We start from the raw sequence: 19,884 nt of genomic DNA on the forward strand, positions 1-19,884 counted from the left end.
TTCAATGAAGAAAACGCTATTGACAGTAATTAAAAATTACCTTAAAGTGAAAGCGTAAACATGTATAATATTTCATGTGACTAGGGAAAACTAGGCATGAAAAGTCTGTCTGAAGTAATTACTTTAGGTTGTCTTTTCATGCCTAATTTTTATATAGAATACTTAGTAGAGGAGGAAGTTGATTAAATTATCAGAAAAAAGTGTTTGGAAAAGTCGGATTGGTTGCTTAAAAATAGAAAGATATGGGGAGAAATATGATTAAAAAAATAATAGTCGTTGTTGCTTTCATGCTTACAGGCTTCTCGCTAACTGCGATGAGTGCATCTGCAGAAGAAATAACTGATTTATTTTTACAAAAAGAAGTGACATATTCTGGTGTAGAAGGAGGAAAAATTGGAGAGAATTGGAAATACCCTCAATTTGTTGGCGAAAAAGCTGTTGATGGCGATGAAACAACACGCTGGTCCGCTGATAAGCAAGATGAACAATGGTTAATTGTTGATTTGGGTGAAGTAAAAAACATTGGCGAACTCGTTTTACAGTTGCATGCAGAAAGTCCTGTGTATGAAATCTTAGTTTCAACAGATGGTGAAAGCTATCAATCTATCTTTAAAGAAGAGAATGGGCAAGGTGGCCAACCTACTAAAAAATATATTGATGGCAATAATGTACAAGCACGTTTTGTAAAATATCAGCAGATGAAAATGTGGCAACACACAAATAAGCAATTTTACAGTTCAAGTATTATTTCGTTTGAAGCATATGAAAAAAAACGATTGCCAGAAGCGATTAAACTTTTAACAGAGAACCTGACTATTAGTGAAAAAAGAAAGCAACAGCTAGCCTTTGAAGTGTCACCAGCTGGAGTAGATATCACAGAGGATCAGATTGAGTGGTCGAGTAGTGATCCTACCATTGTGACGGTTGACCAAACGGGTAATTTAACAGCAGTTAAGAGTGGTGAAGCGAAGGTAACAGTCAAAATTAAAGGAACAGAAATTAGTGATACAATTCCTGTGACTGTTGTAGCAGAAAATAAACAATATGCGGAAATGCGAGCAAAATGGAAAATGCGATTGTTAGGTACAACGCAGTATGATAACGATGCAGATGTGCAACAGTATCGTGCCCAGATTGCTACGGAGAGTTTAGCATTATGGCAAACGCTTAATCAAGCAGCAGATCGTGAGTATCTGTGGGAACGAAAACCATCGGATACAGTGTCTGCTGATTACACGACTCAATTTACCAATATTAAAAAATTAGCGTTAGGCTACTATGAACCATCAAGTGAGCTTTTTGAAAAACCAGAAGTTTATGATGCGATTGTTAAAGGCATTGAATTTATGATTGATACAAAAAAATACAATGGAACGTATTACACAGGTAACTGGTGGGATTGGCAAATTGGTTCCGCGCAGCCGCTAACAGATACATTGATTTTATTACATGATGACCTATTGAATACAGATGCAGAAAAATTAAATAAATTTACTGCTCCGCTGATGCTGTATGCAAAAGATCCAAACATACAATGGCCAATTTATCGTGCAACAGGAGCTAACTTAACAGATATTTCAATCACCGTTTTAGGTACTGGACTTTTGTTAGAAGATAATCAACGCCTAGTACAAGTACAAGAAGCTGTTCCGTCCGTTTTAAAAAGTGTTTCCTCTGGTGATGGCTTATATCCTGATGGTTCCTTGATTCAACATGGTTATTTTCCGTACAACGGCAGTTACGGGAATGAGTTGCTAAAAGGGTTTGGACGAATTCAGACTATTTTACAAGGTTCCGACTGGGAGATGAATGACCCTAACATTAGTAATTTATTTAATGTTGTTGATAAAGGTTACTTACAATTGATGGTAAATGGAAAAATGCCATCGATGGTTTCTGGTAGAAGTATTTCCAGAGCGCCAGAAACGAATCCTTTTACTACAGAGTTTGAATCGGGTAAAGAAACAATAGCTAATTTAACCTTAATTGCAAAATTTGCACCAGAAAATTTAAGAAATGACATTTATACATCTATCCAAACGTGGCTTCAACAAAGTGGGTCATACTATCATTTCTTTAAAAAACCAAGAGATTTTGAAGCGTTAATTGACTTGAAAAATGTGGTGAATAGTGCGTTACCAGCCCAAGCGACACCAATGCAATCTTTAAATGTATATGGTTCGATGGATCGAGTCCTACAGAAAAATAACGAATATGCGGTGGGTATTAGTATGTATTCACAACGTGTCGGAAACTATGAATTTGGGAATACGGAAAATAAAAAAGGCTGGCATACAGCAGACGGCATGCTTTATTTATACAATCAAGACTTTGCTCAGTTTGATGAAGGATACTGGGCAACGATCGATCCATATCGATTACCAGGAACGACAGTTGACACAAGAGAATTGGCAAATGGTGCTTATACAGGGAAACGCAGTCCCCAGTCATGGGTAGGTGGCTCAAATAATGGACAGGTTGCCTCTATAGGAATGTTTTTAGATAAAAGTAATGAAGGAATGAACTTAGTTGCTAAAAAATCTTGGTTCCTATTAGATGGTCAAATCATTAATTTGGGAAGTGGCATTACTGGTACGACAGATGCTTCGATTGAAACAATCCTCGATAATCGGATGATTCATCCACAGGAAGTGAAGCTTAACCAAGGTTCAGACAAAGATAATTCTTGGATTAGTTTAAGCGCAGCGAATCCATTGAATAACATTGGCTATGTTTTTCCTAATTCAATGAATACGCTTGATGTTCAAATAGAAGAACGCTCTGGTCGCTACGGAGATATTAACGAATACTTTGTTAATGATAAAACCTATACAAATACATTTGCTAAAATTAGTAAAAATTATGGCAAGACTGTTGAAAATGGTACTTACGAATATTTAACAGTGGTTGGGAAAACGAATGAAGAAATCGCAGCTCTTTCTAAAAACAAAGGCTATACTGTTCTAGAAAATACAGCAAACTTACAAGCCATTGAAGCAGGTAATTATGTCATGATGAATACATGGAATAATGACCAAGAAATTGCAAGACTGTATGCGTATGATCCAATGTCGGTTATTTCAGAAAAAATTGATAACGGTGTTTATCGCTTAACTCTTGCGAATCCTTTACAAAATAATGCATCCGTTTCTATTGAATTTGATAAGGGCATTCTTGAAGTAGTCGCAGCGGACCCAGAAATTTCTGTTGACCAAAATATTATCACTTTAAATAGTGCGGGGTTAAATGGCAGCTCGCGTTCAATCACAGTTAAAACAACTCCTGAAGTAACGAAAGAAGCGTTAGAAAAATTAATTCAGGAACAAAAAGAACACCAAGAAAAAGATTACACCGCAAGCAGCTGGAAAGTCTACAGCGAAGCATTGAAACAAGCACAAACTGTGGTAGATCAAGCAACAGCAACGCAAGCAGAAGTAGACCAAGCAGAAGCAAAACTACGCTCGGCAGTGAAGCAATTGGTAAAAGTACCAACCAAAGAAGTAGATAAAACCAACTTGTTGAAAATCATCAAAGAAAACGAGAAACACCAAGAAAAAGACTACACCGCAAGTAGCTGGAAAGCCTACAGCGAAGCACTGAAACAAGCGCAAACTGTGGCAGATCAAACAACAGCGACACAAGCAGAAGTAGACCAAGCAGAAACAGAGTTACGTTCGGCAGTGAAGCAATTGGTAAAAGTGCCAACTAAAGAAGTAGATAAAACCAACTTGTTGAAAATCATCAAAGAAAACGAGAAACACCAAGAAAAAGACTACACCGCAAGCAGCTGGAAAGTCTACAGCGAAGCATTGAAACAAGCACAAACTGTGGCAGATCAAACAACAGCAACACAAGCAGAAGTAGACCAAGCAGAAGCAGAGCTACGTTCGGCGGTGAAGCAATTGGCAAAAGTGCCAACTAAAGAAGTAGATAAAACCAACTTGTTGAAAATCATCAAAGAAAACGAGAAAAACCAAGAAAAAGACTACACCGCAAGTAGCTGGAAAGCCTACAGCGAAGCACTGAAACAAGCGCAAACTGTGGCAGATCAAACAACAGCGACACAAGCAGAAGTAGACCAAGCAGAAGCAGAGCTACGCTTGGCAGTGAAGCAATTAACATTGAAAAATAGTGGGGAAAATAAAAAGGAACAAAAAAATGGGGGGAATAATGGACACTTAAATACTAGTACAGGAGTTGATCAAACTGGTACGAAACAAGTTAAGCCATCAAGGCAAGGTGGTTTCAGAAAAGCTAGCCAATTTTTACCGAGCACAGGAGAAAAGAAATCGATCGCGCTTGTGATTATTGGTCTTCTAGCTATCGCCAGTGGGTGTCTTTTAGTTTTTCGTAAAAGTAAATCGAAGAAGTAAAAAATTACGGATTCACTAAAAACATAATAAAAAAGCAGACTTCCATACAAGAAGTCTGCTTTTTCATTAATTACTCCGCTTCCGCATTTTGCAAGTCAGCGACATCAGTCAGATAAGTGGCTTCATCCAACAAATCTTCCGAATGTGCGACATAAATCGCAGTGGCGCTATCACCAACCACGTTTAGGCTAGTAACGAGCATTTCGATTGGACGATTAATGGCTAAAATCAATGAATACGTCGCAATCGCAATCTCATTGTTATAGTTTAAACCAGTTAAAATAGTGAAAAGGATAATTCCGCCAGCGCCAGGTGCCGCCGGTGTACCAATAGATGACATTAAAGCTAAAATGGCAATCAAGGCAATATTAGCTGGTGTCACTTCATAACCAGCTACGCCCGCCACAAAAATAGCCGCAATTACTTGCATAATCGCTGTGCCGTTCATATTAATAGTCATTCCTAACGGCAAGACAAAGGCGGCAACATCGCTGTCGACACCTAACTCTTCAACCGTTGTTTTTGTATTTAACGGTAAAGTGGCTGCCGAAGAAGAAGTAGAAAATCCAAAGACCACAACTTTCATAATCTTTTTAATAAAAGGAACAGGATTTAATTTTGTCGCAAATAAGATAAATAATGGGTAACCGATCATCAAAAAGGCTAAGAGCGTCGCTGTCGTTGTTACGACGTAGACTAACGCTGGTTTTAAATAATCAATCCCGTAAGAAGCAAACGTCCGAACTAACAACATAAAGACGGCGATAGGAGCAAATTTAGTAATTACAAAGGTTAAAAATAACGTGACCATCGCATTGACTTCTTCAATTAATTTTTTGAAAACACGAATTTTATCCCCTAATGCATTAATACATAAACCAGTAATCACTGCCAACACAACAACAGCTAAAATCGCACCATTGTCGCTAAATGCAGAACCGATATTTTTCGTGACAGCATTGACAATCACCATTAATGGGTTGCCGCTCGTACTTACTTCGACAGGAGCTAGCGTTTCAGATAACGTCACATTAAAAGCGCCAGTTAAATATACGCTATAGCCCACAATTCCAGCCGTTAATAGTGCAATCAGTGACATCGATAAAAAGCCAAAAATTGTTTTATAAGAAATTCGTCCTAATTTTTGCGTATCGGTAATATGACAAATGGCTAAAGTAATTGAAGTAAAGACCATCGGCACAATCACTAATTGTAGGCCGTTGATAAATAGTTGACCAATAATATAGAAAAGCCCAATCGCAGATTGTCCTTTTTCAGGATCTGAAATATCTTGGAAAAGAATCTGATTGATTGTCTGCCACACAGCGCCTTGATTGCTGCGAATAAGGTGCTCTCTTAAAAATAAAAAGCCGAGCCCAACGATTAAACCTCCCACCAATGAAATCACCATTTTTTTGGTAAATGAGATACCTTTCACTTCACGTTTTTTCTTTTCCACTTTGTTGCCTCCCAAATAAATTGATTAAGCACCGCGCAAAAAAAGCCTTGCACACAAAAAAAGGGCAAGACATCTCGTATCATTCACTATACAAAAATACAGAATTTTACAGAACTTTGCCTTGTTAGCCTCTCGGACTATCTTAAAGGTACTTTTCCACATACTAAGGGAAACTAAGAGAATTGTCAATTCTTTTTTACTTAGGGGGGTGTTATTTTTGAAGAAATGAAAGGAAAGAAACAGACGTTTTTCATTTTTTGTTTAATGATTGTGTTAAAATAATCATTAGTAGAATAAGTGAAAGGAAATATTACCTTTCTATATGATAGGAGAGTATTTTTAATGAGAAGTGATCGACATCATAATAACAAGTATTTAGGAATAGTGATTGGATTATTAATTGTTATTATTGGATTATTAGTATTCATCTTAGTGAATGGGCAAACAAATTTAAAAAGAAAGACGGTAGAAGAAGTAGATGCAACACCATCTTCCTCTACAAAGACCGTTAGCAGTTATTCAAGTACCTCAGTGGTGAAAGAAAGTGAAAGTAGTTCAGCAGTTACTACTATTTCAGATGAAGAAAATGTGGCTGCAGAAGCAGTAAAAAAACTCTCCACTAGCCAACGTGCGGCGTTAGTTATTTTGGGTGCGCCTTCAGGATGGCGGTTTAATGGCTATCCAGCTCAAGAAAATTCGAATCAATCAGTTCAAGAGATTGCTTTATCCAATATGAATACTATAACGTTAACCAAAGTAAGTAGTAAGTTAAGTGATAACACTAGTGAAAATGATCAAATGTTTTTTGCAACTGGGAAAAATATACAAGGTGTTGGCGGTGTTCCCTCGCAAATCTATGCGTTCGGACGTGATGGTGAAATGATTTACTATTATGTTGTTAAAACGAAACTGGATAATTCATCCGCTCAACCAACAGCGATAAACTTGGGACAAGCTAATATGAATAAAATTTGGAAAAATTTTTTTGATGTGGGTGATTTAAGTAGTATGAATCGAGTGGCGGATCAGATTGTCATAAAGTAATAGAGCACTGATTTAGAAAAGGAGTTAAAGCGTATGTTTAATCATCGTCACCAAAAAAATAAATACTTCTTTGTTGTGATTATACTGCTACTAGTCATTATTGGGTTACTTATTTTTATTATTGTTACTGGTGGGAAAAATTCTGAAAAACAAACAAAAAGTTCCAGCAAAACAACCCAAACAACAAAAATTAGTAAAGAGAGTTTGAAAACCATACCTCAAACAATGAGTTCACAGCAAAATAGTTCAACAAGATTAAACGAAATGAATTATACGGAGTCAGAGAAGCGAGCAATAACTAATGAATTTCTGCTCTGGGCTAGTAAACGAGCAGAAATTGGTGGAATGGCTGTTACCACTAGATTTTTTGATCATGGAGCTAGTGGTAAAGGTGATTGGTATGCATTAACACCAGATTGGCAAGCTATTTTAGTTCAGCGGCAAGATTCATCTAGACAAAATAGCTACTCTATTCAAGCCTTGGGTGGGGTAACATTTTATACTTCGAAAGATGGCACCTTGGGCCAGTCTGATAAAGTAATGACTTCGGCTTTAGCAGCAGGCTATAATGAAGTTGCTGATTTAGGAAAACCAATTATAAAATATTTACTTGGTGATGATGGTGAAATTTATGAATATCACAGTAGTGGTTCTTTTACAGATGGTTTTTATGAGATGGATGATAGAGGCAATCGGCAAGAAAATGGAAGGCCTATTCAAACATTTACCCTTTCCGCAGATACCGCAGCCAAAAAAGAACTACAACGGATTCTTTTGCAGTATAATAGAAAATAGAAACGAAAGAACAGGCACCAACACAAAGGAGGTATTTTTATGAAAGTCACTCAACTTTCTAGTGAAACCCTTGACCGAGCGCACGAACGTTTTGAAGAAACACTTGCGCAAATGACCGTTGCCGAAGCAAACACGATGCCCGCACCATTAATCAAGTCTGTTACTTGGCTGATGTGGCACACAGCCAGAGAATTAGACCTACAAATTTCCGCACTTAATCATAGTGAACCGTTATGGCTTAGCCAACACTGGACAGAAAAATTTGCCTTGGATTTGCCAGATGAAACAGAAGACTGGCATCACACACCAGAAGAAGCGGCGAAAGTCGTGGTGGCAGAAAAGCAATTGCTTAGTGACTATTTGGCTGCCAGTGTGGCACTTACCAAAAGCTATTTAGACCAAGTCAAAGAAGAACAATTGTCAGACGTGATTGATAAAAATTGGACCCCGCCGGTGACTAGACAAGTGCGTTTAGTTTCAGCGATTGATGATGCAGTGATGCATTCTGGGCAAGCCGTTTATACACGAAGATTAGTCATTGGAAAATGATAAATAAGCAAAAACAAAAAATGCTTCTGCCTAAGCAGGAGTATTTTTTATTGAGAGAAAAAATACATAAAAATAATGAACGAAGGACTGTCCACTTTTTCCCTAGTTGAAACGTTGTATAAGTGAAAGGAGAAATCAGATGAAAAAGGAGGCAAATTTTGACGAAGTACTATTTTCTTTGGGGCAAGAAGTCATCCAAGTCTTGATTCGCCGAGGAGCAAGTCTTGAAGATGCACAAGATGCAGTGTCGCAAACGTATACAACGATTTTTTCAATATTACCTGAAATTACATCAGAAAATCTACGCCCGTGGTTTTTCCGAGTAACATTTAATTACTACATTACGATGTATCGAAAAAAGAAACGAGAACGCACTTTTGTGGCAAACAGCCATCCTGTGCAATCAATAGAAAAAATGGAAGGGCAAGAGTTATTATTATTGATTGATTCCTTAAAAGATGAGGAACAAGAACTATTGCTTTTGAAATATTATTATCAATTATCGTATGCCGAGATTGCGTTGATTTTAGAATTATCTGTTGAAAATGTTCGCAAAAAATTGTATCGCACACGTCAAAAATTAAAAAAAGAACTGGAGGAATAGAAGTGGATTTAAAAAAAAGTATTCGTAAAGCGAAAAGAAAACAATTTATCGTGATTGGTGCCATAACCGTTGTTAGTTTTGCCGTATTGTTTGTCGGTTTTTTTGTGGGAATGGATAAACTTTCGACGAAAAACTATCATACCCTACTAGAAGTAATTAATGATCAAGAAATGATTGCTTCACCAAACACTCAATTAGATTCCCAAGTAATTGCTAATAGTTCGCCTTTTGGGGGCGAAGTTGTAACTAATCGTTCAAAAAATATTGATGGTTACACGGTGGAGTGGAGTAATTTACGTAGCAGATATAGCTTTTTCAGAAATTCGATTGACTGGAATGAAGTCTATCCTGGTAGCTATTATTCTTCTAAGAATTTTTATGAATACAACCGACAAACCAAGCAGAAAGTAGCATCTTTTTATAACCCAGCGATTACCAATTACTATGGTGGTATCAAAAACGAATTAAGTGAATTAGATAAAATGGAAAACCAAGTAGCGGAAGTGGCGATTTCTTTTGATAAACCTTATCCATATGAAGAAGTCCGCAAAATGTTACCGAGCAATATCAACTTAGTTTGGCTCTATGTTTACTCCGAAACGGTTAATGAAGCAGAAGGTCCTTCTGGTACGCTGCCTTATGGTTTTCAATTAAGCATGGACGATCACAACGAAATATTTGATCCTGAAAACGACAAGCAACACTTTTTTGAAACCTTAGAAAAATCCCCCATGTTTGCTGACAACCAAGAAGGCCAAAAGTTTATCCAACAAAATAAAAATAAAAAAGTCGAAAAATTACCTATTTGGGGAGTCATGCTCACCGGACAAACTAAAAATTTCAAAGCCTTACAAAATGAACCTTTTGTTCGTGGCGCTTCAATTGGCGTGACGACACCTATCGTTCCTTATATTCAGCCAGAGAAATAAACGTTCTTCAGAACTCTAAGCCTTCCGACTGATTTTGCTTCAACGATATTGTCAGTAAAAATAGAAAACGTTATAATAGAATGGATCACAGGAAGTGCTTCTACAATGCGTGGGAGCACTTTTTTTACTTATCTATGAGGAGGGCGAGTGAATGTTTTTTAATTTTATTGGGTTAACGTTATTTTTTGGTATCGGGATCTTAGTTGCGAATGGCGCCAAAATTGTAGCGAATAAAGGGAAAAAGAGTAAGGGGACCATTCTATTAATGGTGATGGAATTGCTCTTGTTAGGTATCTTTTTATTTGTGACTTTGCCAAGTAAAAATCTTTCAACCGTGTTATGGATTAATCTGATTGGCGCAGTGATTGCTAGTGGGGTGTTATTAAGTACACACTTGGCTAGTAAAGTCGAAGTTCCTGGTATCCAAAAGGGCCGCAAAGAAGTAGGGAAGAATACCAACAAAACGGCTAACAAAGACTGGTCTGGCAAAATTTTGGGTGTTGCCGTTTTGGCAATGATTTTGTTGACTATTGTCAGTAGTATTACCAGAATCTCTTCTATTGATGAAATTTATCAAACGATTCCTTTAAAAACGGAAGAAAAAGCTGAAGTTTTAACTTCGGCGAAAGAAACACCCATTGCGATTGCACCACAAACGGCGAAACGAAAAATGTTACAGAAATTTTCTGTCATTCCCAATTCCAATATGTTTACTTTGGATGGTATAACGGCACAAGTTGTCAATGGTGAGTATGTTTATGTAGCAACAGTCGAATTTAATGGCTTCTTTAAATGGCTAAAACTGGGGGAAGTACCTGGCTATTTCATCATTAGTGCGACAGATATCAACGCACAGCCAGAATTTGTAGAAAAACCAATTGTTTATACTCCTTCAGCTTACTTTGGCAAAGATGCCGCACGAAAAATTTATTCCGCTTATCCAGGTTATGCAGCAACTGGCACAATTAATTTAGAGCTGGACGACCAAGGGAATCCTTACTATATTCAAGCGCTTTATAAAGAGTATGGGGTTTCTGGTCGCATGCACTATAATGAATTTAAAACGGCGGTATTAAATGCTACAACAGGAGAAGTTAACGTTTATGACAGTCAAAAAGCCCCAAGTTTCGTTGATGCGCCGATTACTAGCTCAGCGGCGAATAGCTTAAATGAATTCTTTGGTCGTTACAGTCAAGGCTGGTGGAACCAGACAATGTTTGGTGCCAAAAAAGATGTTAAAATTCCAACTGAAAATGGTATTTATGCATCAGGACAAATTACGCCGATGATGAACAAGGAAGGGAACCAGTTGCTTTATTTTACGGACTTTACAAGTAGTGAAAAAGACCAAGATTCCGCTTTAGGTTATTCCTTAATCAATGCCCGAACAGGCCAAGTTACGTATTATCGTGATACTAAAGTCGGCATTATGGATAGTGATGGCGCCATTTCTATCGCTTCAAAAATTTATCCAGAAAAGAAATGGAAAGCTAGTATGCCAGTCCTTTATAACATTGATGGCGTGCCAACGTGGATTGTTTCGTTAATGGACAGTAAAGGGATTTTCAAAAAATATGTCTATATAAACGCCGTAGATAATGATATTGTGATTGATGCAGACACGGCACAAGGCGCATTAGACGCTTATCGAATTGAGTTAGTAACCAAAGGAAGTAACAATGAAAATACAGACAAAGCCAACTTGAAAACGATGCAAGGTAAAGTAGCTCGTGTCTCAGTAGTAGCTGGGGAAGCGCAAACGGTAGTTTCATTTTTACTAGAAGATGAAAAAACCATTTTTAGCGTAACGACTAATAACAGTCCGCTGGCGCTATTCTTAAAAGAGGGCGACCAAGTGACATTTAAAGCCGTAGTGACTGAAAATGCTAAAGCAGCGAATGTTGAAGAATTGAAAATTGCAGGATTAAACTAAATAAAACACCTCTTTTCTATAGAAAAGAGGTGTTTTATTCTTGGAAAAGAAGAAAAATCCACCTACTTCTGCTATGATAAGAGAGAAAAAGAATACGAAGGAGCTTCGCCCATGCGCAACATAAAATTAACCATTGAATATGATGGTAAAAGATACTCAGGTTGGCAACGACTAGGCAATTCAGAGAAAACGATTCAAGGGAAAATTGAAAGTATTTTAACACAAATGACAGGTGAACCGATTGAAATTATTGGCTCAGGCAGAACGGATGCCGGCACACATGCACGTGGTCAAGTAGCGAATTTTAAAACGACTAGTTCACTAACAACAACCGAAATGTTATCCTTTTTAAATCGATATTTACCTGGCGATATTGTTGTTAAAGAAGTTACAGAAATGCCTGAACGTTTTCATGCACGGTATAACGCCACAGGCAAACAATACAGCTACTATGTTTGGAATAGCCCAATTCCTAATGCCTTTGAACGGTATCATAGTTTTCACTTTCCCAAAGCGTTGGATCAAGAAAAAATGGAACAAGCTTGCCAAAAATTAATAGGAACCCATGATTTTATTGGCTTTTCAGCATTGAAAAAAACCAAAAAATCGACTACTCGAATGATTGAAAAGATTACGATTGAAAGAAACGGCGAAATGTTACAGTTCACTTTTGTGGGCAATGGTTTCTTGCATAAAATGGTCCGCATCCTCGTTGGGACACTTTTAGAAATTGGTGCAGGCACCAAAGAATTAGCGATAATTGACGAATTATTCGCAACAAAAGTCCGAGAAGGTGCAGGTGAAACGGCTCCTGCACAAGGATTGTTTTTAGATGAAGTGTATTATAAATAACAAAAAAATAAATTTTCTTTAACCACACCAATTAAAAAGTTGAACTTCATCTAAAAAGTGCTAACGTTAAGAAGAGATTAACAATAGAAAGAGGTCATTTTTTTGCTATCTTTACTTATTTCTGTCAAAAAATTATTTTCATCTTTTTTAGGTATCTTAAAAAAAGAAGACACTCGTGCCTTGTTCTTTTTACTGGCAACCACGTTGTTGAGTGGGACTATTTTTTATTCAACAGTGGAAAAATTGTCGCCATTAGATTCGTTATATTTAAGTTTCATGACGTTAACCACGATTGGTTATGGAGATGTGCATCCAGTTACTGACTTGGGAAAAATTTTCACCATGATTTATGCTACAGTAGGCTTGGGGATTATGGCTATGTTTATTTCGGTCGTAGCAAAATCCTACTTGTATTCTAAACAAAGTCATCACCACCATCACCATAAAAACAAAGAACATTCAGCGGAAAAGTCTTCAGAAAAATAGACGAAATTGATGAGTTGACCAAGTGTTTCTCGAAAAATGAAAGTTTTTTGAGAAACACTCTTTTTTTATCTTAATAATTATGGTAGTATGTCCCAAACTGTATTTTATTTTAAAGGAGCGTGAAGTGAATGGTCAAAGCGATTCGGAAATTATCGTTAATTCAAAAAATCATGATAGGGATTGTGATTGGAACCACCTTGGGTTTCTTGGTGCCAGAATGGACCTTCATCAGCGTTCTTGGTGAATTGTTTGTGGGCGCCTTAAAAGCAATTGCGCCGATTTTAGTTTTTGTCTTAATTATTGCGTCGCTAGCCCAACAAAAGGCTGGGGCGAAAACATATGTTGGATCAATTTTAGTTGTGTATCTGTTAGCGACATTTTTGGCAGCTGTTGTTGCCGTGACGGCAAGCTATCTGTTTCCCGTTAAGATTGTCTTGGAGGCGGCGCAGGAAGCGCAAGCAGCCCCAACGCAACTTAGTGATGTTTTAAGCAATGTGTTAACAAGCGTTGTCCAAAATCCGATTCAAGCGATGATTGAAGGCAATTATTTATCTGTTTTATTTTGGTCCTCATTAATCGGTATTGGGTTACGTCAAAGTTCGGTCGCTACCAAGGATGTGATTGCCAATCTTTCAACAGGGATTACCACGGTCGTTCAAATGATTATCGGCATTGCGCCAATTGGAATTCTAGGTTTGGTGTTTCATTCGGTGGCAACCACAGGCATTGCAGGGTTAGCCAAGTATGGTCAGTTATTATTATTGTTAATTGGTACGATGGCCGTGGTTGCTTTAGTCGTTTATCCAGCGATTGTTTTTTGGAATATTCGGCAAAATCCGTATCCGTTAGTCTTTTTTGTATTAAAGGAAAGTGCGATTCCCGCATTCTTTACACGCAGTTCTGCGGCCAATATTCCCATTAATATGGAATTGGCGAAAGCAATGGATTTAAATGAAGAATCTTATGCGGTCTCTATTCCGCTAGGCGCAACGATTAATATGGGCGGCGCAGCCATTACGATTACCATTATGACATTGGCGGCAGTCCACACATTAGGCATGTCCGTGCCAATCTATTTAGCATTATTGTTGAGTATCATCGCCGCTGTTTCTGCTTGTGGGGCTTCAGGAATTGCTGGTGGTTCCTTGTTGTTAATTCCGCTTGCATGTAGTTTGTTTGGCATTTCCAATGACATTGCCATGCAAGTCGTCGGCGTTGGCTTTATCGTCGGCGTAGTCCAAGATTCCATTGAAACAGCGTTGAACTCTTCTAGTGACTTGTTGTTTACCACCTCAGTTGAGTTAGCAGACCGACGTAAAAATGGTGAAAGTATTGATGTCAAAGCGTTAATTGGCAAAAGTCAATTGGTGGTCGAACAAGAAAATATTTAAAAGAAAGGAACAACCCGCTAAAATGCGGGTTGTTCCTTTCTTTAATAATCTCGGCCCCATTTTTTTCAGGGGCCACTGAAATTATCGACCATTTTGTGAAGAAAATCCTCTCTATAATAAAGGTATCAAGTAAATAGGAGGTACACGAAATGAAATGGTATCAACTTTCCTCAACAAAAGTAATCGAGCAGACTAAGACGAAGCAAACGGGTCTTTCTAGCGAAGAACGTCAGCAACGTTTACAAACGAATGGTCCAAATAAAATTGAAGAAAAACAACAACTGAAAACGTGGCAAAAGCTAGCCAAACATTTTACAGATTTACTAATGGTGGTCTTACTCGCTGCCGCAATTCTAAAATTTGCCACAGGCGAAGTGGTCGAAGGAAGTATCATTTTTCTAGTGGTACTTGTCAATGGCTTTGTCGGTTATTGGCAAGAGCGTAAAGCAGAAGAATCATTAGACGGCCTGAAACAGATGATGGGCCAAGAAGCAGTCGTTCTAATTGATGGACAAAAAACAACCGTTTCTTCTGAAACATTGGTTCTGGGAGATGTAGTCACGTTACAAGCTGGCGATGTAGTTCCAGCAGATTTGCGCTTATTTGATGTTCATAATCTGATGATTGAAGAATCAATTTTGACAGGCGAATCAGAAGCCGTGGAGAAAATTACCGGTTCCTTGAATGAAGAATTGCCAACAGGCGATCAAAAGAATTTGGCTTTTTCAGGAACACTTGTCCAAGCGGGCTCAGCCTTAGGCGTTGTAGTAGAAACAGGAGATTCCACTGAAGTTGGAAAAATTAATCACGCGTTGCAGTCAGTAGATCAAAAAACAACGCCGCTCGTACGGAAAATGCACCAATTAAACAAGCAAATTTTCCAAGGGATTATGGTCTTGATCGTGTTTCTGATTTTCTTTACCACTTTTCGTCATGGCATGGAATGGAGCCTCTTATTTTCTGCGATGATTGCATTAATTGTAGCAATGATTCCAGAAGGCTTACCTGCTGTGTTAACGATGATTTTATCGATGGGTGTTCATGAGATGGCTAGAGAAAATGCGATTATTAAAGGCATGCCTTCCGTTGAAACATTAGGTTCAATGACAGTTATCTGTTCAGACAAAACAGGAACGCTAACTAAAAATGAAATGACGGTAATGGATGTAGTGACTGAAGAAATGACCATTGTCAAAGAGATTATGGCCAACTGTCAAGAATTGAAATTACAAGAGCAACAAAAAATCGCCGACTTGCAGGGGAATCCTACCGAGTTAGCTTTACTACAATATGTCGATCAGGATCAACTGTCTTTACGCCCTGTAGAAAAGAAAATTCCGTTTAGTTCAAGTTATAAATACATGGCCACTCGCCATCCGCAAGCAGAAGGTTCAATTATTTATGTCAAAGGTGCGCCAGAAGTATTGTTACAACTTTCTATGTTATCTGATAATCAAAAAGGTGCTTGGCAAGCACAAGCTGCGCAATTAGCGCAAAAAGGACAACGGGTATTAGGTTTCGCTTATAAGACAGTTACGTCACAACAGGAACTGACACATGAAACATTGTCAGGATTGACGTTTGCTGGACTGGCAGGCATCATCGATCCGCCAAAAGAAAGTGCCATTCAAGCCGTCAAAGAATCTCAAGAAGCAGGTATTTCCGTCAAAATGATTACCGGAGACCATAAAGATACAGCGCAAGCCATTGGCGAGCAGGTTGGTTTAAAGCATACGAAAAAAGTCCTTGAAGGATTAGAAATTGATGCTATGTCAGATGAAGAATTAGCTCAGCACGTTCAAAAAGTCGATGTATTTGCACGAACGACGCCAGAACATAAATTACGAATTGTCACGGCTTTACAAAACAATGGTGAAATTGTCGGGATGACCGGCGATGGAGTGAACGATGCGCCAGCACTAAAGAAAGCCGATGTCGGAATTGCCATGGGAATTAAAGGAAGTGAAGTAACCAAACAAGCCGCAGATATGGTTTTGGCAGATGATAATTTCCATACGATTGCTAAAGCCGTGAAAGAAGGACGCCGCATTTTTGATAACTTGAAAAAGACGATTACCTTCTTCTTGCCAACCTCTTTAGCACAAGGTTTAATTGTTGTCTGGGCGCTTTTAATGAATCATCCTCTACCGTTGACACCTGTCCAGATATTATGGGTAAACATGGTAACTACGATTACTTTGTCTTATGCATTAGGTTTTGAAAAAGCGAGTGCTGATACCATGAAACGACCACCAAGAGATGTCAACGAAGGCATTTTAACAAAGTACAGTATTTTTAGAATCGTCTATGTGTCGGTACTCATTATGGTGCCAGGTTACCTCATGGCGTTACAATTTGAGGGCCAAGCCTTACAGCAAACGTTCCTCTTACAAAGTATCGTCTTAGCGCAAGCAGCGTATATGATCAACTGTCGTAAGTTGGTTGATCCGTCGTTAAGCACAGGCTTTTTCCAAAATAAAGTGTTGTTTGCTTCATTAGGAATCCTCTTTTTACTACAAGCGCTAGTAGTTTACTGGCCAGTAGCGCAGCAATTAATTGGCACAACTTCTTTAAATGGCCTTCAATTAGCAATGATTTTCGTCCATGTTATGAGTCTGTTCTTCCTTGTTGAAGGGGAAAAATATATAACCAAACGATTCATGACGAAAGAAAGCCAAAAAACTAGCGAATGTCCTCGCTAGTTCCTTTAAAAATAAGAATGAAGAGTGAGCTCTGCTAGTCGGCGGAGTTCATTTTTTGTTGGAATTAAAGAGAGATAAAAGACAGGAAGATCAAGATGATCCAAGGGAAAATTGGAAATAATTATGTCGGCTTCATTTAACGTCAACTGGCTTAGTTCCACATATTCAATAGCTTGTAATTTCACACGAGTACCTAAATAAGCAGCTAATTCTTGTTGCAAAAAAGCTTTCCAAGCAGGTTCCCCTTGAAAGAGGAAATAGGCAGTCATCGTTTGCGCCTGAATGGAATAACTGGCTTGTTTTTCTAACAAAGAAGCCAAACTAAGAAAATAAGTCGGTTCTTCAATCGTGGTGTAGCGAGATAAAATCTCCAAAAGTTCTTGGTTGCTCTTTGATAACGCAAGGTCCTCTGCGGCTTGTTCGGTCATTAATTCTTGATATTCCAATTGAAATTGCTCAGAAAGTGTTGGGGACTCGGTATATTTAATGAATAACAATAACAGATTATCCAATAAATTTGTTTGGATTAAATCAGGCCGGGCTTCTTCAGTGGACAAATTAGTGACAAACTGTTGTAACGACTTTCGCAGCTGACTGTAATGAGTGTGGAGCGCAGAAGCCAACGTTTCGCCATAGACATTATCGTAATTCCAGCTTTCTAAGAAACAAAAGAAGGCGAAAAAACTTTCTTCTCCTTGCAAATAGATGCCTTCAGAAGCATAAAGTTTTGCCAAGGACGGTTGATAAAGTTGAAACAAGACATCTTTGGAGTCAAAAGAAAATTGACTCACTCGGCAATTGGCTTTGTTGCGAATCGTGTTAATGAAAAACCAACAAGCACCAAAAATTTCTTCCGTTTCCACCGTCAACTCACTACTGTAAACTTGTTTCAAAAATTGAAAATAATGCTCCTCATGAATCGAATAATCGTCAAAAAAATAATTATTATGAGTAAAAGGCACCAACAAACGGTGATAAAAAATCCGAATATTGCTTTCTGCCCCGATTAGCTGAATGGTCGTTGTGGTTAATTGAATCGTTAAATGAAAATCACGTAAGGCCTGATTCATTTTTTTGATATGTCGCTTCAAAGTTTCATAAGAAACACCACTAGTGCTCAAAAAAGAAGTTGTCACTAACTCTTTCGTAAATAGTAGCTCTTTTAATAGTTGAATACTAATGGATTGAGGTAAAAATAATGACCAAAGCTCATTGGTTTGCGCATTCCCCTGATTGCGTAACCGAATACCACTGCTATCGGTTTCAATGGACCAGTCGGCGGGTAATTGACTGCGAATATACTGTAAATCCGAAAAAACGGTTCGCTCTGTCGTTTGGATTTGCGTGGCTAAACGCTTGGCTGTCAGCTGGGGAACATTTAACAACTGTTCCAACAAACGAATTTGCCGAAGCAAATCTTTTTCCGTTATCACACGTTTTAACATGGAGTACATGGCAAAACCTCCTTTTGCTTAAGAATACGGATAAAAAGGGGATTGGTCAATTAAAAAAAGAAGCGAATCGTCATTCGCTTCTTTTTATTCACTATACAAAAATATCAAATGTATGCAAAACGGCTGACAATAAAATGGTTACAACAGCCATTCCTGATACAAAGCCGACAGCACCAGGAACAAACGGAGGTAATCGTTTAGCAATATAGCTACCGACAGGGGCCGCACTGATTCCTGCTAAAACGGCGATGGCCAGAGAAAGCCAAAAGCCACCACCCATCATTAAAATCACACCAGGAACAATGCTGACCAGTGGCATAAACGTTGGATACCAACCTTCTTCAGCGAAATGTTTTCGATAAAGAAAAACACCAACAGCCGAAGCAATCATTTGTCCCATTAAAATGTCAGGAACCAAGCCAGAACCATTTGTAATATGATTAATATTGACAAACCAATCTGTTAAAACGCCTAGAATTACCAAACCTCCAACTAACTCATTTCCATAAAACCAAGCTTCGGAGAAGTCAGCAAAAGTGCGTCGTATTGACCATTGAAAGGTTTGCGTATTTTCAATTTTAGGTTGTTTTTGCCGCTTCTGAGCGATTGGTGCAACAGAAGGAACCATCCAAGGAAGTTGATGACAGATGGCTGAAACAATCCAGCCAACAAAAGCCATTGTGGTAACGTTGGAAACTGTCCCAGGTACATTTAAAAGGGGCATCAATTGCGCATTCAGCCAATTGGCAAACGGAAAGGTGAAAAGCGCACTCAACAGAGAAATCGTTCCTAATTTTTTCCAGCCAGGACCATAAACGAGCGTTAAAGCTGGCGGCGTGCCGACAACCACAATAAACGTTGGTAACCACAACACTTCTTTTGTAAAAAAGCGTGTAAAATCAAAAACATAAATAGTTAAAAAGAGGGAAAGTAGCTGAGAAGCAAGTACCCAAGGCCAAGCACCAGAGCCACCAGCAATTGCAAATCCCTGCCATTTTGAATTTTTCCGATAAAGTTGCCAAGCAATCAGACCGCCGATTAGTAAGAAAAGCGTTGTAAAAAGTCCACCGTAAAATTCCCCTTCCGTGAAGTTCATAACAAAATAGATAAATTTGTAAAATCCCTGCTGATTCACTTTGGTAACTACGTCATTGTAAGGAAAAAAGTTAGACACATGTCGAAAGCCATTCATGATCCAATACAGGAACATTCCCAAAAAAATTTTTACAACAAGAGCTAAAACGGCTTCGTAATTGATCGATTTATTTTTCATATGATCGCTCCAAAAAAATGACATTTTACTAAGTTTTTGA

General features: G+C 38.2%; 14 protein-coding genes. 11 read left to right on the top strand and 3 right to left on the bottom strand.

Annotated elements, in window-relative coordinates:
- The first annotated feature begins 254 nt into the window (after nt 1-254).
- Entirely contained in the window at nt 255-4,373 is a 4,119-nt protein-coding gene (locus IGI97_RS02190; RefSeq protein WP_438737879.1) for an EF3023 family LPXTG-anchored polysaccharide lyase, read from the top strand.
- A 70-nt stretch (nt 4,374-4,443) separates the two neighbouring features.
- On the opposite strand, the gene IGI97_RS02195 is transcribed toward IGI97_RS02190, so the two are convergent.
- Entirely contained in the window at nt 4,444-5,847 is a 1,404-nt protein-coding gene (locus IGI97_RS02195) for a dicarboxylate/amino acid:cation symporter (protein ID WP_438737881.1), read from the bottom strand.
- Between the two features lie 327 nt (nt 5,848-6,174).
- On the opposite strand from IGI97_RS02195, the gene IGI97_RS02200 reads away from it, so the two are divergent.
- From IGI97_RS02200 to IGI97_RS02245, 10 genes are all read left to right on the top strand, one after another.
- Nucleotides 6,175-6,876, top strand: coding sequence for a hypothetical protein (locus tag IGI97_RS02200; RefSeq protein ID WP_002407861.1), 702 nt, complete (start codon nt 6,175-6,177; stop codon nt 6,874-6,876).
- 33 nt (nt 6,877-6,909) lie between these two features.
- Entirely contained in the window at nt 6,910-7,671 is a 762-nt protein-coding gene (locus tag IGI97_RS02205; protein ID WP_438737883.1) for a hypothetical protein, read from the top strand.
- 39 nt (nt 7,672-7,710) lie between these two features.
- Nucleotides 7,711-8,220 (top strand): DinB family glutathione transferase, encoded by a 510-nt coding sequence (gene gst, locus IGI97_RS02210; RefSeq protein ID WP_002409189.1) that lies wholly within the window; start codon nt 7,711-7,713, stop codon nt 8,218-8,220.
- Between the two features lie 139 nt (nt 8,221-8,359).
- A complete protein-coding gene (locus IGI97_RS02215) occupies nt 8,360-8,824 on the top strand; it encodes an RNA polymerase sigma factor (RefSeq protein ID WP_002383292.1) in 465 nt (154 codons plus the stop codon).
- Between the two features lie 2 nt (nt 8,825-8,826).
- The gene (locus IGI97_RS02220; protein ID WP_438737885.1) at nt 8,827-9,753 is read left to right on the top strand and encodes an anti-sigma factor; all 927 of its coding nucleotides are present in this window, start codon (nt 8,827-8,829) and stop codon (nt 9,751-9,753) included.
- 151 nt (nt 9,754-9,904) lie between these two features.
- Nucleotides 9,905-11,686 (top strand): DNA-binding protein, encoded by a 1,782-nt coding sequence (locus IGI97_RS02225; RefSeq protein ID WP_129193978.1) that lies wholly within the window; start codon nt 9,905-9,907, stop codon nt 11,684-11,686.
- 111 nt (nt 11,687-11,797) lie between these two features.
- Nucleotides 11,798-12,538: a tRNA pseudouridine(38-40) synthase TruA gene (gene truA / locus IGI97_RS02230; RefSeq protein ID WP_438737887.1), complete on the top strand. Its 741-nt coding sequence runs from the start codon at nt 11,798-11,800 to the stop codon at nt 12,536-12,538.
- Between the two features lie 102 nt (nt 12,539-12,640).
- Nucleotides 12,641-13,024 carry a potassium channel family protein gene (locus IGI97_RS02235; RefSeq protein WP_002367385.1) on the top strand — a complete coding sequence of 128 codons (384 nt, stop codon included), beginning with the start codon at nt 12,641-12,643 and terminating at the stop codon, nt 13,022-13,024.
- Between the two features lie 128 nt (nt 13,025-13,152).
- Nucleotides 13,153-14,415, top strand: a complete 1,263-nt coding sequence (gene sstT, locus IGI97_RS02240; protein WP_002359106.1) for a serine/threonine transporter SstT — start codon at nt 13,153-13,155, stop codon at nt 14,413-14,415.
- A 149-nt stretch (nt 14,416-14,564) separates the two neighbouring features.
- Nucleotides 14,565-17,117, top strand: a complete 2,553-nt coding sequence (locus IGI97_RS02245) for a cation-transporting P-type ATPase (protein WP_438737889.1) — start codon at nt 14,565-14,567, stop codon at nt 17,115-17,117.
- Between the two features lie 5 nt (nt 17,118-17,122).
- Here IGI97_RS02245 and IGI97_RS02250 read toward each other — a convergent pair whose 3' ends face one another.
- Together IGI97_RS02250 and IGI97_RS02255 are read right to left on the bottom strand one after the other, a co-directional pair.
- Nucleotides 17,123-18,562, bottom strand: coding sequence for a helix-turn-helix domain-containing protein (locus IGI97_RS02250; protein WP_002396642.1), 1,440 nt, complete (start codon nt 18,560-18,562; stop codon nt 17,123-17,125).
- A 100-nt stretch (nt 18,563-18,662) separates the two neighbouring features.
- Nucleotides 18,663-19,844 (bottom strand): hypothetical protein, encoded by a 1,182-nt coding sequence (locus tag IGI97_RS02255; RefSeq protein WP_173959035.1) that lies wholly within the window; start codon nt 19,842-19,844, stop codon nt 18,663-18,665.
- Between the last annotated feature and the right edge of the window lie 40 nt (nt 19,845-19,884).

It is taken from the genome of Enterococcus sp. DIV2419 (genome assembly GCF_051711865.1).
Taxonomy (GTDB): Bacteria; Bacillota; Bacilli; order Lactobacillales; family Enterococcaceae; genus Enterococcus; species Enterococcus faecalis.

What these genes read in the sequence shown, in the direction of transcription:
- IGI97_RS02190 (WP_438737879.1), top strand. Translation starts at nt 255, where the DNA reads ATGATTAAAAAAATAATAGTCGTTGTTGCTTTCATGCTTACAGGCTTC.
- IGI97_RS02200 (WP_002407861.1), top strand. Translation starts at nt 6,175, where the DNA reads ATGAGAAGTGATCGACATCATAATAACAAGTATTTAGGAATAGTGATT.
- IGI97_RS02205 (WP_438737883.1), top strand. Translation starts at nt 6,910, where the DNA reads ATGTTTAATCATCGTCACCAAAAAAATAAATACTTCTTTGTTGTGATT.
- gst (WP_002409189.1), top strand. Translation starts at nt 7,711, where the DNA reads ATGAAAGTCACTCAACTTTCTAGTGAAACCCTTGACCGAGCGCACGAA.
- IGI97_RS02215 (WP_002383292.1), top strand. Translation starts at nt 8,360, where the DNA reads ATGAAAAAGGAGGCAAATTTTGACGAAGTACTATTTTCTTTGGGGCAA.
- IGI97_RS02225 (WP_129193978.1), top strand. Translation starts at nt 9,905, where the DNA reads ATGTTTTTTAATTTTATTGGGTTAACGTTATTTTTTGGTATCGGGATC.
- truA (WP_438737887.1), top strand. Translation starts at nt 11,798, where the DNA reads ATGCGCAACATAAAATTAACCATTGAATATGATGGTAAAAGATACTCA.
- sstT (WP_002359106.1), top strand. Translation starts at nt 13,153, where the DNA reads ATGGTCAAAGCGATTCGGAAATTATCGTTAATTCAAAAAATCATGATA.
- IGI97_RS02245 (WP_438737889.1), top strand. Translation starts at nt 14,565, where the DNA reads ATGAAATGGTATCAACTTTCCTCAACAAAAGTAATCGAGCAGACTAAG.
- IGI97_RS02250 (WP_002396642.1), bottom strand. Translation starts at nt 18,562, where the DNA reads ATGTTAAAACGTGTGATAACGGAAAAAGATTTGCTTCGGCAAATTCGT.
- IGI97_RS02255 (WP_173959035.1), bottom strand. Translation starts at nt 19,844, where the DNA reads ATGAAAAATAAATCGATCAATTACGAAGCCGTTTTAGCTCTTGTTGTA.